The organism is Cetobacterium sp. 2A, from assembly GCF_014250685.1.
GTDB lineage: Bacteria > Fusobacteriota > Fusobacteriia > Fusobacteriales > Fusobacteriaceae > Cetobacterium.
This window is the reverse complement of sequence record NZ_JACFAJ010000006.1, coordinates 661,522-676,305: the sequence shown is the minus strand read 5'-3', so window position 1 is coordinate 676,305 and position 14,784 is coordinate 661,522. Positions and strand designations below refer to the sequence as shown.

The following is a 14,784-nucleotide window of genomic DNA, read 5'->3' as shown; positions in this document are numbered from 1 at the left end:
CAACTATTCGTTACCCTTCTTATTTTTATTAGCATTCAGCTCCAAAGTTGAATTTTGCAAGTCCTCCAAGAGAAGTCTCTTTATATTCTTCTTTAAGATCTTTTCCTGTTTCTCCCATTGTTATTACAACTTGGTCGAATGATACAGTATGCTTTCCATCTGTGTATAGAGCGTAGTTTGCAGCATCTAAAGCTCTTACTGCTGCAGCTGCGTTTCTTTCTATACAAGGAATTTGTACGTATCCTCCAACTGGATCACAAGTTAATCCTAAGTGGTGCTCAAGAGCCATTTCTGCTGCGTACTCTATTTGATCTAATGATCCACCAAGTATGAAACAAGCCATTGCTGCTGCCATTGCACATGCAGAACCAACTTCAGCCTGACATCCACCCTCTGCTCCAGAGATTGTAGCATTTTCTTTTATTATATTTCCAATAAGTCCTGCTACTGCAAGTCCTTTTAGTATTTCTTTGTTATCAAGGTTATACTCTTCTTTTAAAGCGTACATAAGTCCTGGAATAACTCCTGCTGCTCCACAAGTAGGTGAAGTAACAACTCTTCCTCCAGCTCCATTTTCTTCAGATACTGCTAGAGTATAAGCAAATATTTTACCTGTAAATCCATTTCTTGATTTATCATTTCTAGCTTTTCTGTAGAAGTTTTGTGCTCTTCTTGGAAGTTTGATTGTTCCTGGTAAAACTCCTGTCTTTGAAAGTCCTGACTCAACAGCAGCTTCCATAGCAGTTCTAATTTGGTCTAAGAAGAACCAGATTGACTCTCCTTCGTTATCTATAACATATTCCCAAATTTCTTTCTTGTTCTTTTCACACCAGTTCATAACATCTTGCATTTTTCCTAGAGGATAAACTTTAGAACCACCTTGTCTAAGTTGTCCCTCTTCCATTATTGATCCTCCACCAACAGAGAATACAAGCCAGCTGTTTAATTCATTTCCATCTTTATCTAAAGCTATAAATTTCATTCCGTTTGTATGGTAAGGATGAACATATTCAGGCATCCAAACTATTTCAGTTGAAGCAGGCTTTAAAGTTTCGATTACGATATAATCTGTTAAATGCCCTTTTCCTGTAAGTGCAAGTGAACCATAAAGTTCTACTCTAAATTTATCTGCATTTGGGTTTTCAGCTTTAAATCTCTTAGCTGCTCTTTCTGGTCCCATAGTGTGTGAACTCGAAGGTCCGTTTCCTACTTTAAATAATTCTCTTAATGAATCCATGTTATTAATTCCTCCTATTACTCAATTAAATTTATTTTTTATGTCAAACTACTGTCTAATTTCACCTTTATAATTTTTTCCAATTATTTCTAGTATTTTTTCAACTGTAGTTGTGATATCTTTTTCTTCAAGCGTTCCATCTTTCTTTCTTAGAACAACTCTAATAGCTACTGACTTCTTGCTATCCTCTATCTTCTCCCCCTGATAGATATCGAATAGTTCAACATTCTCTATAAAGTTTGAGCTCTTTTTAATATCATTAATCATAGCTCCAACAAGAACATCTCTATCTAATACAACAGCTATATCTCTTGTAACTTCAGGATACTTAACTATTTTTTCGTATTTCACTGTATTCCCCATATACTGTGTCATTTTAGTTAAGTCAAGCTCAGCAATGTAAGCTCTTTCCTTTTTTATATCCATAGCTTCAGCTAAATCTGGATGAACTTCTCCAAAAGTACCAATAACTACTTTTCCTATTTTTATATCTGCACTTCTACCTGGATGGAAATTAGTATTGTTACTTCTTTCCAGTTGGTATCTAGAAATTCCAATATACTCTAAGAATTTCTCTACATAACCTTTTAGACTAAAGAAGTCTAAAGCTTCTGGTTTTGGATCCCAAAGTGATTTAGAATCTCTTCCAGCTAAAGCTATTGCAACTTTATAATCCTCAATTGCAAGATTATCTTCTCCTGGTACAAATGTCTTTGAAACTTCAAAGAATCTTAAGTTGTTTTGATTTCTATTTAGATTATCTCTTAAATTAGACAGTAAACTGTATATAAGAGTTGGTCTCATTACTGACATATCTTCACTGATTGGATTACTAATTACCATAGTTGGTTCTGTTACTCCAAGTAATTTTATAGCTTCTTTAGATATGAAACTATAATTGATAACTTCTTGTAATCCGATAGATGATAGTATGTTCTTAGCTCTATCAACTAAAGCTATTCCAGCTGCTTTAACTCCTGGAGTTATTTCATCCACTGGCATTCTATCTTCGATATTTTCAAATCCATACATTCTTATAACTTCTTCATATAAATCCTCAGTTCTGTAAAGATCTCCTCTATAAGAAGGTGGAGTTACAAGAAGTGTATTTTGGTCTAAAGTTTTAATTTCAAGTCCTAAGTTACTTAGTATTTTTCCTACTACGTCGAACTCTATTTCTTTTCCCATAAATAGTCTAAGTTTTTTTATATTTAGAGGTATCTCTATTTTTTCATACTTTTCAGTATATTTATCTATAATTCCATCAAGAACTTCTCCTTGAGTAAGGTCAGCTATTAGAGATGCTGCTCTATCTAATACTTCTGGAATATTTTCGATATCTACTCCTCTTTCAAATCTGTAAGAAGAATCACTTGATAATCCAAGTTTTTTAACTGTTTTTCTGATGTTAGCAGGAGTGAAGTATGCAACTTCTAAGAATATAGTTTTAGTTTCTTCTGTAACTTTACTAGATTCTCCACCCATGATTCCAGCTATACCTAAAACGTTGTTTTCGTCAGCTATAACTAGTTCTCCATCATTTAATTCTCTTTCTACACCGTCTAGAGTTACTATTTTTTCACCTAGTTGAGCTTTTCTTACATTTAATTGTTTACCTTCAATTTTCTCTAAATCATAAGCATGAAGAGGTTGATTGTATTCAAATAGAATGTAGTTAGTAGCATCTACTATGTTATTGATAGGCTTTAGACCCATAGATCTGATTCTCTTTTTTAACCACTCTGGAGATTCTCCAACTGTGATATTTTTTATTATTCTTCCTGCAAATCTTTTACATCTCTCTCTATCTTCTATCTTAGTAGAGATATGATTATTATTTACACTTTCTATTATTTCATTTAAAGTATATACTGGGTATTTTACTTTTCTACCATAGTAAGCTGCAACTTCTCTAGCTATTCCTATATGTGATAAACAATCTGGTCTATTTGGAGTTATCTCTAACTCAAATATAGCATCGCTCAATCCAACATATTCTCTGTATTCTGTTCCAACTGGTGCATCTTCAGGAAGAATGATTATTCCGTCTCCGTCTTCTCCAAGTCCAAGTTCAACCTCTGAACAAAGCATTCCTTCAGATTCTACACCTCTGATTTTACTACGTTTTATTTTGAAATCTCCAGGTAAAACAGCTCCTATTGTAGCAACTACAACTTTATCTCCTAGCTTATGGTTTGGTGCTCCACAAACTATTTGTAAAGGTGTCTCAGCACCAATATCAACTTTTAGTAAAGAAAGTTTTTCAGCTTCTGGATGTCTTCCGTACTCAACAACCTGTCCAACTATAACTTTATCTAAGTGTTCCCCTTGAATCTCTATAGCTTCAACCTCTTGACCTATCATAGTCAGAGTGTTATCAAGCTGTTTTATATCTTCTTTTATATCTACATACTGTTTTAACCAATCCAATGAAATTAACATAAACTTGCCTCCAACTCTCTATTTAAATTGCTTTAAAAATCTTACGTCATTCTCAAAGAAAGCTCTTAAATCATCTATTCCATATCTTAGCATAGTGATTCTTTCTATTCCCATACCAAAAGCAAATCCTGTTACTTCTTCTGGATCATATCCAACAGCCTTCAATACTTCAGGGTCTACCATTCCGCATCCCATAATTTCTAGCCATCCGCTGTCTTTACAAAGTCTGCATCCTTTTCCTTTACATATTACACATTCCACGTCCATCTCTGCACTTGGCTCAGTAAATGGGAAAAAGTGAGGTCTAAATCTAACATTTGTTTCCCCGAAAACTCTAGTTACAAATTGAGTAAGTATAGCTTTAAGATTAGCAAAAGATATATTTTCTCCAACCATTAATCCTTCCATTTGGTGGAACATTGGAGTATGAGAAATATCATAGTCATTTCTATAAACTTTACCTGGACAAACCATTCTAAATGGAGGTTTGTTTTTACCCATATATCTAACTTGAACTGGAGATGTATGTGTTCTTAAAACTACATTTTCTGACATGTAGAAAGTATCCTGTAAATCTCTTGATGGATGAGATTCTGGAATATTTAGAGCATCGAAGTTATTACTTGTATACTCAATCTCAGGTCCTTCAGCAACGTCAAATCCCATCTCGATAAATATATTTTTCAGGTAATTCATAGTTTCAGTGATTGGATGTAATCCTCCCATTTCAACTTTCTTTCCTGGTAGAGTTATATCTAACGTTTCTGTAAATAGTTGTTCTGCTTTTACTACTGCTTTAACCTCAGCCAATCTAGTTTCTAACACTTCTGTTATAAACTCTCTAGCTTCATTAACTAATAAACCAAATAGTGGTCTTTCCTCTGGTGATAGAGATTTCATAGATTTAGAAATCTCAGTAATTTCACCCTTTTTCCCAAGATACTTTACTCTTATATCGTCTATTTCTTGTAAAGTATTTGCTTGAAGGATGATATCTTTAGCAGAGTTTTTTAATGTGCTTAACTTATCTTTCATTTATCCTCCTAAGATCAAATTCTACTGAATCTTGAAATATATTTATTATTCCATATTCTTTTGTTTTTAATGCTCCAGGATTAAAAAGAACTAAATTTTTTCTCTCAGAAAAGTATTGTATATGGGTATGTCCAAATACAACTATGTCTGCCTCTAATTCTTCGCCTTTTTTTTCAAGAAGAGCATATGTTTTTTTTGCATCATAAAGATGACCGTGAGTTATAAAGAAAAATTTATTTCCTATTTTTACAAACATCTCGTTATCATGCTTTGTATCATAGTAATCACAATTTCCTTTTACTATATAAAATTGGATTTCAGGAAATGCATAAGCAATAGCCTCTGCATCTGTACTGTGGTCTCCAGCACAGATTACACTGTCTGGAGACTCTTGTACTATAATATCATAAATATAATCTAATTGACTATGTGAATCTGATATAACTAATATTTTCATAATTTTCTACCCAATAAATAGCGTAGCTTCTGCATTCTCTATTATATTTATACCCTTTCTTCTAGTAATTTTTTCAAATAGATACGATCTACTTAAGTTTCCAATAACAACTAAATCAAAATTTTTCAGTCTATTATAAAAACTTTCCTTACCATCATCACCCTGATAGTTTTCAAAAGTGATTGTTTTCCCTTTTTCTCTTAAAAATCTCATAAGATGATTATCTTCATCTTTATAATTCCAAGAAATCATTGTGAAAGTTTCAATATTTTCAAATAAATTGCAGAAATTTGTAGCACTTTTATTTATTTTTGTACCATCATCCGTTGCTATAGCTACAGTTTTAAAATTAAGAGGATTTTTTCCAACCATAATAATTGGTTTATATTGATTTTTCAGTATTGAGATTAAATTTTCACTAAAGAAATCGCCTTTATTCAATATAAGAACATCGGCTTCTTTTAAAAGTTCTTTTACTACATCTGACACAAATCCTATCTCTTTTCCTAATGTATTTTCCAATCCATTTTGAGAAAGTGATTCTTGAATATGTTTAACTTCATCTCTTTCAAGGTTTTCCCATTCTGTGAGCATAACTCCGCTACCCGGATCTAAAACCATTCCTTCTACTGAAGTTGGAATAATTTCTTCTCTTTGAACATCTCTCACATAAACAGGTCTAATTTCATAACCATAGTTTTCTTTTAAAAATTTAGCACTTTTTATTAAACTATCTTTATTTCCTTCACTGGTAAATAACAACAAAACTCTTCTCATCATGGTCTACCTCCTAGAATTAAGCTTCTATGATTTCTAACTCATCGATTTCTAAATCGTCCTCTTCTTCCACATTAACCTTAGCGATTGAAACTACTTTTTCTCCTAATTCTTCTTTAATTCTCATAATTTTAACACCTTGTGTCGCTCTTCCAAGAATTGAAATTGGAGCTATTGGAGTTCTTATGATAATTCCATTAGATGTTATAGCCATAAGCTCTTCGTCCTCTAGAACTGGAACCACTTGAACTACACTTCCTGTTTTCTCGTTACATCTTATATTTATTACACCTTTTCCAGCTCTAGATTGAAGTGGGTACTCATTTACTCTAGTACGTTTTCCATATCCATTTTCTGTAACTGTTAAGATTGTTTCTTCTTTAGCCTCATCTATTAGAAGTGCTGAAACAACTGAGTCATTCTTTCTTAAAGCTATTCCTCTAACTCCTGTTGTATCTCTTCCAAGTGGTCTTGCTTCAGCGTGTGGGAATCTGATTGAGTAACCCATCTTAGTTGCCATAAATACTTGTGCTTTAGAGTCATTTTCCATAATTCCAACAGATATTATGTCGTCATCCTCTTTTAGTTTAATAGCTTTAAGTCCTGAAACATTTACATTTCTGTATTCTTTCAGATTTGTCTTTTTAACTACTCCACCTTTAGTTACAAATATAATAGCGTGTTCTGGAGAGAACTCTCTAATTCTGATTATTCCTCTTACCTTCTCATCTTCTCTTAGTTTGATTAAGTTAGTAATCAGTTTTCCTCTTGCTTGTTTTGAAGATTCTGGAATTTGGTAAACTTTTAAGCTAAATACTCTTCCTTGATTTGTAAAGATTAACATAGTATCAAGGTTAGACATTACATCCATGCTCTCTACGAAATCATCTTCTACAGTATTTTGGCTAGAAACTCCCTTTCCACCTCTTTTTTGAGCTTTATACTTACTAACTTCGATTCTCTTAACGTAACCTTTGTTTGTAATAGTAACTAAAACGCTCTCATCTTTTATTAAGTCTTCTGCTCTGATATCAAGTCTTTCAGTTTCAATTGCTGTTCTTCTTGCATCACTGTACTTAACTTTTAATTCTTGAAGCTCTTCTCTTATTATTGAATAAACTTTTTCTTCATCCTTTAATATTTCATTTAAACTTAAGATTGAATTATTTAATTCAGAGTGTTCTTTGTCAATTTTTTCTCTTTCTAATCCTGTTAATCTTTGAAGTCTCATCTCTAAGATGGCTTTAGATTGCTCATCTGTAAATCCATACTTCTCAACTAATGCAGCTTTAGCATCGTTTGAATCTTTTGATCCTCTAACGATTTCAATAACTCTATCTATGTTATCTAAAGCGATTATAAATCCTCTAAGAAGATGTGCTTTTTTCTCAGCTTTATTTAAATCGAATTTAGTTCTTCTTGTGATTACTTCTACTCTATGCTTTAAGTACTCTTGAAGTATCTCTTTTAGATTTAGAACTCTTGGAATATTGTTTACTAGAGCTAGCATTATTATTCCGAAAGTATTTTGAAGTTCTGTAAACTTATAAAGCTTATTTAATATAAGTTCAGGTTCCTCACCTTTTTTAAGTTCTATTACAACTCTTATTCCATCTCTATCTGATTCATCTCTTAAATCAGAGATTCCTGTAATTTTTTTCTCTTTTACAAGCTCAGCAATTTTTTCAATAAGAGAAGATTTATTTAACTGATAAGGTATCTCTCTTATGATAAGAGTTGTTCTTCCAGTTTTAGATTCTTCTACATCTATTTTTCCTCTAACTCTTACTCTACCTCTTCCAGTAGTGTAAGCATCATAGATTCCTTTATCTCCATCTATTATTCCACCAGTTGGGAAGTCAGGACCTTTAATGTGGTCCATAAGCTCAACTATAGATATATCTGTGTTGTCTATTAAAGCTAATATTCCATCTACAAGCTCCGCAAGGTTATGAGGTGGTATATTTGTTGCCATACCAACTGCTATTCCTGTTGAACCATTTAGTAGAAGGTTTGGAAGTTTTGCAGGAAGAACGATTGGCTCATCTAATGAATCATCAAAGTTCTTTCTGAAATCTATAGTATCTTTATCGATATCTTCAAGTAGTTCTCCACTTATTCTAGACATTCTAGCTTCCGTATATCTCATCGCTGCTGCTGAATCTCCATCTATTGAACCAAAGTTTCCATGTCCATCAACTAATTGATATCTGAAACTAAAATTTTGTGCCATTCTTACCATAGTATTATAAACAGCTGAATCTCCATGTGGATGGTATTTACCCAAAACTTCTCCAACTATTCTTGCTGATTTTTTATAAGGTTTATCATGACTCATTCCCATCTCATTCATTGCAAATAGAATTCTTCTATGAACTGGCTTTAATCCATCTCTTACGTCCGGTAAAGCACGACTTACTATTACACTCATTGAATAATCTAGATAGGACTGTTTTAATTCTTCCTCTATGTATCTATTATTTACGTTAGACATCCTTTTCCTCCTAGAACTTTCTTTAATATTTCTTCTTTAATATTAATGTTTATATACAATTAAATATCTAGATTTTTTACGTACTCTGCATGCTCTTCTATGAAAGCTTTTCTTGGTTCAACTTTGTCACCCATTAACTTATCAAACAGCATGTCAGCTTCTCTAGCATCATCTACTGATACTTTTAATAAAGTTCTAGTGTCTGGATCCATAGTTGTATTCCATAGTTGCTCAGGATTCATCTCTCCTAATCCCTTGTATCTTTGAAGTGAATACTTTCTGTCTTCTCCCTCAAAAGTTGCAAGTATCTCTTTTAGTTGTCTATCAGTATAAGCATAACTGATTGTTCTTCCTTGAGTTATCTTAAATAGAGGTGGTTGAGCTATATATACATTTCCGTTATGGATTAAATCAACCATGTATCTGTATAGGAAAGTCAGTATCAGAGTTCTGATATGTGCTCCATCTACGTCGGCATCGGTCATTATGATTATTTTTCCATATCTTAATTTTTCTATATTAAAGTTATCTCCAATTGAAGTTCCAAAAGCAGTAACTAATGATCTTATCTCTGTATTTTCTAAAGCTTTATGAAGACCTGATTTTTCAACGTTTATAATCTTTCCTCTAAGAGGTAAAATTGCTTGGAATAATCTATCTCTTCCTTGCTTTGCTGATCCACCCGCTGAATCTCCCTCAACTATGTAAACTTCACATTCGTCTGGGTTCTTAGAAGAACAGTCAGCTAGCTTTCCTGGTAATGAACCAATATCTAATGCTGATTTTCTAAGTACAAGTTCTCTTGCTCTTTGAGCGGCTTCTCTTGCTCTTTTTGAGTTTAATACTTTATCGATGATAAGTCTTAAATCATTAGGAGCATCCTCTAAGAACATTTTTAATTGTGATCCAACTACAGATGAAACTATTCCTGTAACTTCACTGTTTCCAAGTTTAGTCTTAGTTTGTCCTTCAAATTGAGGTTGTGGAACTTTAATAGAAACTATTGCAGTTAATCCCTCTCTTATATCTGAACCTTGAAGCTTTCCATCTTTATCTTTTAGAAGCCCCATAGTTTTTCCTAAGTCATTTATTACTCTTGTAAGAGCAGTTCTAAATCCACTTACGTGTGTTCCACCCTCATGAGTATTTATGTTATTTACGAAAGAGTAAATAAGTTCTCTTTGGTTTACATTGTAACAAAGAGCAACTTCAACAGTTACGTTGTCAACTTCCCCACTCATGTAGATAGGTGTCTTAGTAATTTGTGTATTTCCCTTTTCTATATCTTTGATGTAATCTAAGATTCCACCATCAAATTTTAATACACTAACCTTTTCAGGTTCTTTTCTAAGATCACTTAAAACTATGCTTAATCCTTTATTTAAATAAGCTAGTTCTTTTAATCTAGTCTCTAAAGTTTCAAAACTATATACTAAAGTTTCAAATATTTCAAAGTCAGCTTTGAATCTTACAGTAGTTCCAGTTGTATCAGAAACACCTATTTCCTTAACATCTTCAGCTGGTACTCCTCTATTGTATTTTTGATAGTATACCTTTCCAGCTCTTTTAACAGTAACTTCTGTCCACTCTGAAAGTGCGTTTACTACAGAAACTCCAACCCCGTGAAGTCCTCCAGAAACTTTATAGTTATTGTTTTCAAACTTTCCTCCAGCATGAAGAACTGTAAGAACAATCTCTAAAGCTGATTTTCCATATTTTGGATGGATATCAACTGGAATTCCTCTTCCGTTGTCTCTTACTTCAATTATGTTATCTGGTAAAATACTCACTTCTATTCTATCTGCATGACCTGCTAAAGCCTCGTCAACTGAGTTATCTACTATCTCCCAAACAAGATGATGTAATCCTCTCTCTGAAGTGGTTCCAATATACATTCCTGGTCTTTTTCTAACTGCTTCCAATCCTTCTAGGACTGTTATATTTTCTGCTTCGTAATTACTCATTCTAACCTCCACTTACTAGTTGTTCTTCTAAACTCATTACTTCTACTCTCTAGAGTACAAAGTCCATAAGACGTTAGATACACTGTCTTATCTGTTATAACCACTGATTTTGGATTATCTTGTGATAAATCTATCACTTCTTTAGTATTGAACATATGTATTCCATAATCAGTCGCTTTTATATGTATATAATCAGTAATAAGAATTACTGATTTTAATGATACTAAATAATCATTTTCTAAGTAAATATGCACTCTTTATCATTCCCTTTGATGCAAGGTAGACAATAACTCTCCTCGCCTTTAAACATAGTTCCACATCTTTTGCATTTCTTATATCCCAAATTAAGTAGATGTTGCTCTCTTTCATTTGAAATAACCCTTAAATATTCAATACTTTCCTCTATACTCATACCCTTAGTCTTTATAACTTCATCGGCTACAGAGGGTTTTGGTTTATCTTTATTCTTGTTCATATACATTTCTAGCTCTTTATTATCAATCGCTTTTTCAATTTTAGAAATTTTAAATCTAATATCCTTAACGTAGGTATCCTTTAAGATTTCTTCGATTTTAGCTATATATTTATTTTTGTTCATATTCATATGATGCATAAAAACAGAGTCCTCCACAAGTACATAGAGCACTTCCTCCTTTATCCATAGGGGGTTGCTTTTCAAATATAGTTTCCCAACAATTTCAGACCATCTAGCTTTGATTATACCCTCTTTAAGCTTTCTGCTCTTCATGATTGCTTCATCAACTATATCTTTAACACTGTTTATTCCAGTCATATATTTCACCTTTATCCACTTGAAAATTTTTGGAATCTATATCTAAATCACCTGTAGAGCTTATGAAAACTTGAATTTCTCTATGTTTCAGATATTTTATTATATTATTTTTACGAATAGAATCGAAATATGATGAGATATCATCTATTATAAATATTGGATTTTCTCTTCTCTCTTTGATAATCATATCAATTTCAGAAAGTTTTAATGAAAAAATTATTGATTTTTTTTCTCCTTGAGATGAATAGGATTTGGCCTCTCGCTCATTTAACAAAAATAGGAAATCATCTTTTTGAGGACCAAACAGTGAAAACCCATATTTAATCTCTTGGTGAAAAACTGAATCTGACTTTTTCTTTAAAAGCTCTTGAATTTTTAAAATATCAATATTCTTTAGTTCTCCTAAAGAACTTTCGTATTTTAAACTTAATTCTTTTTTATCATCAAATAATTTTCTATAATTTAAATTTAAGATAATAGAAATATTTTTTACATAATCTATTCTAGACTTTATAATAGCACTGCCCAATCTTATAAACTCATCTTGATAAATTGAAAACATAGGATCTTTGTGATTTCGCTCTTTTAGATATTTATTTCTAATTTTTAGAATTTTATTGTAGTTCTTTAAATTTTGAAAATACTCTGAATTTATTTGAGCTATTTCACCATCGAAAAAACTCCTTCTTACACTAGGACTTCCAGTTATAAGATTTATATCCTCTGGAATAAATGATACAATATTAAGTTTTCCATAGAAATTATCAAAAGGAATACGCTTTCCATTATAGCTATATTCTTTTCTCTTATTATCCATTTTAACACTTAAACTCTTTTCAGTTACCGAGTCTTTATAAGAAACAAATGCTCCCATCTTATTCTTATTATACTGTATTAATTCTCCATTTTTTGAGGTTCTAAAACTTTTTCCTGTAGCATTAAAATATATAGCTTCAAGTATACTTGTTTTTCCCTGACCATTCTTTCCTAAAAAAAGATTGAATCTAGGGGAAAATTTTATATTTCTATCTTTCAAATTTCTAAAATTCACATAATTTATCTCTAGAATTTCCAAAGCTCTCTCCTCAACGATGAATTTTACTCAACGATGAATTTCTGTCCTAAAACTTCTACTGTATCACCAGGGTAAAGTTTTTTTCCTCTTCTTATCTCTATTTCACCATTTACTTTCACTAATTCTGATAAAATCATATCTTTTGCAACTACACCAGAGTCAGCAACTCCACTCCATTTTAAAAACTGATCAAGCTTTATGTATTCACTACTTATCGAAATTTTTTCCATATTCCCCTCCTTTTTCAATGCTCTAAATCACTATATATAATACCATAAATTTTACTAACTGTATATGTATATTAACATTAATATTCGGTCAAATCTTAAAAAAAATAGGCCACAAACTTGAAAAGATTTGTGACCTATCTTGTGACTATTTCTATTTATTTTCCATAATGTTCTGCATTGTATTTATCTAATTCTGCAAGAACTTCTTCAGTTGTACTTTTCTCCATTACCCTTGCAACTAAAGCTTCTGTTGATGCCTTATCTAAAGACATAATATTTTTCTTAACTCTTGGAACAGATATTGCTGACATTGAGAAAGCATCTAATCCCATTCCGAAAAGAAGTGCAGTTGCTCTTTCTTCTCCTGCAAATTCTCCACACATAGAGATGCTTATTCCACCTTCGTGGGCACCGTCAATAGCTGATTTAATAGCAGCTAATACGCCTGGATTATAAGTGTCATATAGGTGAGATATTCTCTCATTTCCTCTATCGACAGCAAGTGTATACTGAGTTAAATCATTAGTTCCTATAGAGAAGAAATCTACCTCTTTAGCAAACCATTTAGCTCTTATTGCACTAGCAGGTGTTTCTATCATTATTCCTAGTTGGATGTTCTCATCAAACATTATTCCTTCTGCTCTTAATTCAGCTTTACACTCTTCTAAAATTGCTTTTGATTTTCTACATTCTTCAACCGAAATAATCATAGGTAACATTATCTTGATATATCCAAATGCAGAAGCTCTAAGTAGTGCTCTAAACTGAGTTTTTAATATCTCAGGTCTATCTAAGCAAATTCTTATTGCTCTCCATCCTAAGAATGGATTCTCCTCATGTGGAAGCTCCATATATGGAAGAGATTTATCTCCACCTATATCCATTGTTCTTATAGTCACTGGATAAGGTTTCCCGTTCTCATCTTTCATAGACTCAGCAACAACCTTATATGCCTCAAATTGCTCGTCCTCTGTAGGGAAGCTATCTTTAGCCATAAATAGAAACTCAGTTCTATAAAGACCTATTCCGTTCGCTCCGTTTCTTAAAACACCAGCTACATCTTTAGGAGAACCTATATTTGCCCAAGTTCCAACTTCTACTCCATCTTTTGAAACTGCTGCTTTATCTTTTAATTTTTTAAGCAGTTCTTTTTCATCTATATAAGCCTTTCTTTTCGCTTCATAAGTTACTTTTTCAGCGTCAGTAGGATTTAAAATTATATCCCCTGTGAAAGCATCTACAATTATTTCTTCTCCATCTTTAACAACTTCTGTTATGTTTCCAGTTCCAACAACAGCTGGTATCTCAAGAGATCTAGCCATGATTGATGAATGAGCTGTTTTTCCACCGATGTCTGTTATGAATGCAACAACGTTGTTTAAGTCAAGTTGTGCTGTATCTGAAGGTGTTAAATCTCTAGCTACAACTACTGAATCTTTTGGAAGTGTTGATAAATCAACTATTGTGATTCCTGCTATATTGTAAAGCCATCTTTTAGCTATATCTCTTAAGTCAGCTGCTCTTTCTCTTAGATACTCATCCTCTAAGTTAGCAAGCATATCACAGTATCCTGAAATTCCTTGGTCTAGAGCATTTTCAGCCTTTATGTTTTCATCCTCTATAAGTTCCACAACCTCATCAAATAGATCTTCATCCTCTAAAAGAGTTATGTGACCATCAAATATAGCTGCTTTATCCTCTCCGAGTTTTTTAGCTGTTTTATCTCTAATTACAAGTAGTTGTTCTTTAGTTTTTTCTCTACCTTCAATCAGTCTTTCTTTTTCTATATCTACGTTACTAGCTTCGCCCCTATCTATATAAAGCTCTCTTTCTTTGTATAAGAAAACTTTTCCTATTGCAACACCTGGTGAAGCATCAATTCCTCTCATAAATCTTTCCATAAAATATTCACCCTTTTCCATATTTTTTAGAAAAAACAAAAAAAAGGAAGGCACAATTTCTAGTCCCTTCCTTTGTTGAAAATTAGTCCTTTAGATTCTCAAGAAGGTGAGCTAGTTTTTCAACAGCTTCGTTCTCATCTTCACCAGTAGCATGTACTGTTATTTTTGCACCTTTTTTGATTCCTAACGATAATAGTTTTAAAAGAGATGTCCCCTTCACTTTTGTTCCAGCTTCATTCTCTACTTCAATCGCTGAATTGAAAGTCTTTGCTAAGCTCACGAATTCATTTCCAGGTCTTGTATGAAGTCCAGTTTCATTTTTAATTTCTACTGTTATGTTTGCCATTTTCTCTCGCCACCCTCTCAAACTCTATTTATT

13 protein-coding genes are annotated in these 14,784 nt (G+C 32.5%); all 13 read right to left on the bottom strand.

Features of this window, described 5'->3' with window-relative positions; genetic code table 11:
• Nucleotides 1–28: 28 nt before the first annotated feature.
• Nucleotides 29–1,237 carry an L-serine ammonia-lyase gene (locus H3N56_RS07085; RefSeq protein ID WP_185880523.1) on the bottom strand — a complete coding sequence of 403 codons (1,209 nt, stop codon included), beginning with the start codon at nucleotides 1,235–1,237 and terminating at the stop codon, nucleotides 29–31.
• 48 nt (nucleotides 1,238–1,285) lie between these two features.
• A complete protein-coding gene (gene pheT / locus H3N56_RS07080) occupies nucleotides 1,286–3,679 on the bottom strand; it encodes a phenylalanine--tRNA ligase subunit beta (RefSeq protein ID WP_185880522.1) in 2,394 nt (797 codons plus the stop codon).
• Between the two features lie 18 nt (nucleotides 3,680–3,697).
• Nucleotides 3,698–4,714 (bottom strand): phenylalanine--tRNA ligase subunit alpha, encoded by a 1,017-nt coding sequence (pheS, locus tag H3N56_RS07075; RefSeq protein WP_185880521.1) that lies wholly within the window; start codon nucleotides 4,712–4,714, stop codon nucleotides 3,698–3,700.
• Nucleotides 4,704–5,171 (bottom strand): YfcE family phosphodiesterase, encoded by a 468-nt coding sequence (locus H3N56_RS07070; RefSeq protein WP_185880520.1) that lies wholly within the window; start codon nucleotides 5,169–5,171, stop codon nucleotides 4,704–4,706. The genes pheS and H3N56_RS07070 overlap by 11 nt, the downstream gene beginning before the upstream one ends.
• A 6-nt stretch (nucleotides 5,172–5,177) precedes the next feature.
• Nucleotides 5,178–5,951 carry a hypothetical protein gene (locus tag H3N56_RS07065; RefSeq protein WP_185880519.1) on the bottom strand — a complete coding sequence of 258 codons (774 nt, stop codon included), beginning with the start codon at nucleotides 5,949–5,951 and terminating at the stop codon, nucleotides 5,178–5,180.
• 16 nt (nucleotides 5,952–5,967) lie between these two features.
• Nucleotides 5,968–8,442, bottom strand: coding sequence for a DNA gyrase subunit A (gene gyrA, locus H3N56_RS07060; RefSeq protein WP_185880518.1), 2,475 nt, complete (start codon nucleotides 8,440–8,442; stop codon nucleotides 5,968–5,970).
• Between the two features lie 59 nt (nucleotides 8,443–8,501).
• The gene (gene gyrB, locus H3N56_RS07055) at nucleotides 8,502–10,406 is read right to left on the bottom strand and encodes a DNA topoisomerase (ATP-hydrolyzing) subunit B (protein WP_185880517.1); all 1,905 of its coding nucleotides are present in this window, start codon (nucleotides 10,404–10,406) and stop codon (nucleotides 8,502–8,504) included.
• On the bottom strand, nucleotides 10,403–10,660 hold the full coding sequence (remB, locus tag H3N56_RS07050; RefSeq protein WP_185880516.1) for an extracellular matrix regulator RemB: 258 nt from the start codon (nucleotides 10,658–10,660) through the stop codon (nucleotides 10,403–10,405). The genes gyrB and remB overlap by 4 nt, the downstream gene beginning before the upstream one ends.
• Nucleotides 10,645–11,199 (bottom strand): DUF721 domain-containing protein, encoded by a 555-nt coding sequence (locus H3N56_RS07045; protein ID WP_185880515.1) that lies wholly within the window; start codon nucleotides 11,197–11,199, stop codon nucleotides 10,645–10,647. The genes remB and H3N56_RS07045 overlap by 16 nt, the downstream gene beginning before the upstream one ends.
• Nucleotides 11,177–12,274 (bottom strand): DNA replication/repair protein RecF, encoded by a 1,098-nt coding sequence (locus H3N56_RS07040; protein ID WP_185880514.1) that lies wholly within the window; start codon nucleotides 12,272–12,274, stop codon nucleotides 11,177–11,179. The genes H3N56_RS07045 and H3N56_RS07040 overlap by 23 nt, the downstream gene beginning before the upstream one ends.
• Nucleotides 12,275–12,297: 23 nt before the next feature.
• Complete coding sequence (locus H3N56_RS07035) at nucleotides 12,298–12,504, bottom strand: RNA-binding S4 domain-containing protein (RefSeq protein WP_185880513.1); 207 nt, start codon at nucleotides 12,502–12,504, stop codon at nucleotides 12,298–12,300.
• 155 nt (nucleotides 12,505–12,659) lie between these two features.
• Nucleotides 12,660–14,405: a phosphoenolpyruvate--protein phosphotransferase gene (gene ptsP, locus H3N56_RS07030; RefSeq protein WP_185880512.1), complete on the bottom strand. Its 1,746-nt coding sequence runs from the start codon at nucleotides 14,403–14,405 to the stop codon at nucleotides 12,660–12,662.
• A gap of 82 nt (nucleotides 14,406–14,487) precedes the next feature.
• The gene (locus H3N56_RS07025) at nucleotides 14,488–14,751 is read right to left on the bottom strand and encodes an HPr family phosphocarrier protein (RefSeq protein ID WP_185880511.1); all 264 of its coding nucleotides are present in this window, start codon (nucleotides 14,749–14,751) and stop codon (nucleotides 14,488–14,490) included.
• Nucleotides 14,752–14,784: the final 33 nt, after the last annotated feature.

Excerpts from the sequence above, each read along its gene's own strand:
- H3N56_RS07085 (WP_185880523.1), bottom strand. The coding sequence starts at position 1,237 with ATGGATTCATTAAGAGAATTATTTAAAGTAGGAAACGGACCTTCGAGT.
- pheT (WP_185880522.1), bottom strand. The coding sequence starts at position 3,679 with ATGTTAATTTCATTGGATTGGTTAAAACAGTATGTAGATATAAAAGAA.
- pheS (WP_185880521.1), bottom strand. The coding sequence starts at position 4,714 with ATGAAAGATAAGTTAAGCACATTAAAAAACTCTGCTAAAGATATCATC.
- H3N56_RS07070 (WP_185880520.1), bottom strand. The coding sequence starts at position 5,171 with ATGAAAATATTAGTTATATCAGATTCACATAGTCAATTAGATTATATT.
- H3N56_RS07065 (WP_185880519.1), bottom strand. The coding sequence starts at position 5,951 with ATGATGAGAAGAGTTTTGTTGTTATTTACCAGTGAAGGAAATAAAGAT.
- gyrA (WP_185880518.1), bottom strand. The coding sequence starts at position 8,442 with ATGTCTAACGTAAATAATAGATACATAGAGGAAGAATTAAAACAGTCC.
- gyrB (WP_185880517.1), bottom strand. The coding sequence starts at position 10,406 with ATGAGTAATTACGAAGCAGAAAATATAACAGTCCTAGAAGGATTGGAA.
- H3N56_RS07045 (WP_185880515.1), bottom strand. The coding sequence starts at position 11,199 with ATGACTGGAATAAACAGTGTTAAAGATATAGTTGATGAAGCAATCATG.
- H3N56_RS07035 (WP_185880513.1), bottom strand. The coding sequence starts at position 12,504 with ATGGAAAAAATTTCGATAAGTAGTGAATACATAAAGCTTGATCAGTTT.
- ptsP (WP_185880512.1), bottom strand. The coding sequence starts at position 14,405 with ATGGAAAGATTTATGAGAGGAATTGATGCTTCACCAGGTGTTGCAATA.
- H3N56_RS07025 (WP_185880511.1), bottom strand. The coding sequence starts at position 14,751 with ATGGCAAACATAACAGTAGAAATTAAAAATGAAACTGGACTTCATACA.